Consider the following 1,849-nt stretch of genomic DNA (forward strand, 5'->3'; position numbering starts at 1 on the left):
AGTAAATAACTTCACCATGCAGGCACACCTTCTCCCGAAGTTACGGTGCTATTTTGCCGAGTTCCTTAACCAGAGTTCTCTCAAGCGCCTTGGTATCTTCTACCTGCCTACCTGTGTCGGTTTGCGGTACGGTCACATCCATAACTAGATACGAGGATTTTCCTGGAAGCATGGAACCAGCCACTTTATTGTCTAAAAGACATCGTCATCACGCCTCAGTGTTAAAGAGACCCGGATTTGCCAAAGTCTCACACCTACACGCTTAAACCGGGACTACCACCGCCCGGATGGCCTTACCTTCTCCGTCCCCCCTTACCATAACATTATGGAAGTGGTACAGGAATATTAACCTGTTTCCCATCGACTACGCCTCTCGGCCTCGCCTTAGGAGCCGACTAACCCTGAGCAGATTAACTTGACTACAGGAAACCTGAGGCTTTCGGCGAGGGGGTTTCTCGCCCCCTTTTTCGCTACTCGTGTCAACATAAGCTCTTGTGGAACCTCCAGCACTCCTTACGGTGTACCTTCTCAGGCGGCCACAATGTTCTCCTACCATCGAAATAAATTTCGATCCGTAGCTTCGGTACTATGCTTAGCCCCGTTAAATTTTCGGCGCGGTATCACTAGACCAGTGAGCTATTACGCTTTCTTTAAAGGGTTGCTGCTTCTAAGCCAACCTCCTGGTTGTATCTGCAATTCCACATCCTTTTCCACTTAGCATAGATTTTGGGACCTTAGCTGACGGTCTGGGTTCTTTCCCTCTCGACCACGGAACTTATCTCCCGTAGTCTGACTCCCACACTAGAACTTGACGGTATTCGGAGTTTGAAAAGGGTTGGTAATCCGGTGGGACCCCTAGCCTTGTCAGTGCTCTACCTCCGTCAGTCAACATGTGAGGCTATACCTAAATATATTTCGGAGAAAACCAGCTATCACCGAGTTTGATTAGCCTTTCACTCCTATCCACAGCTCATCCGAACAGTTTTCAACCTATATCGGTTCGGGCCTCCATCTCGTGTTACCGAGACTTCACCCTGGCCATGGATAGATCACCCGGCTTCGGGTCTACCCCATACAACTCATTCGCCCATTTAAGACTCGCTTTCGCTGCGGCTACACCTTGCGGCTTAACCTTGCTGCATAGGGTAAGTCGTTGACTCATTATGCAAAAGGCACGCGGTCACACTGTGCATGCACATAGTGCTCCCACTGCTTGTAAGCTAACGGTTTCAGTTTCTATTTCACTCGGGTTCCCCCGTTCTTTTCACCTTTCCCTCACGGTACTTGTCCACTATCGGTCATCGGTTAGTATTTAGCCTTGGAAGATGGTCCTCCCGTATTCCCACAGGGTTTCACGTGTCCCGTGGTACTCTTTCTAGCTAGGTCGAAATGCATTTCGTGTACCGGACTATCACCGTCTGTGGTCAGCCTTTCCATACTGTTCCACTATGCATTATCGATCCATGTCGCTAAGTTGGGCTGCTCCGCGTTCGCTCGCCGCTACTTACGGAATCTCTATTGATTTCTTTTCCTGCGGGTACTTAGATGTTTCAATTCCCCGCGTTCGCTTTTCTGCCCTATGTATTCAGACAGAAATGACGGGATATAACTCCCGCCGGGTTCCCCCATTCGGAAATCTCCGGATCAAAGCCTGTTAACAACTCCCCGAAGCTTATCGCAGCTTGCCACGTCCTTCATCGCCTTCCGATGCCAAGGCATCCGCCGTTAGCCCTTAATAGCTTATCCATAAAACTTGATTAAACTTTTAAGATCTCAACTACTGTAACCTTTCGGTATCCGCATCCTCGGTACGGTGGCCCAACGACCGGTGTACCATGCAAAAATACCA

Annotated in this window: 1 rRNA gene; it reads right to left on the bottom strand. The window is 49.4% G+C overall.

Annotated elements, in window-relative coordinates:
- A 23S ribosomal RNA gene (locus tag BLQ17_RS21995) occupies positions 1-1,746 on the bottom strand; the annotation flags it as partial.
- Between the last annotated feature and the right edge of the window lie 103 nt (positions 1,747-1,849).

Origin of the sequence: Desulforhopalus singaporensis (assembly GCF_900104445.1) — a bacterium.
GTDB classification, from domain to species: Bacteria; Desulfobacterota; Desulfobulbia; order Desulfobulbales; family Desulfocapsaceae; genus Desulforhopalus_A; species Desulforhopalus_A singaporensis.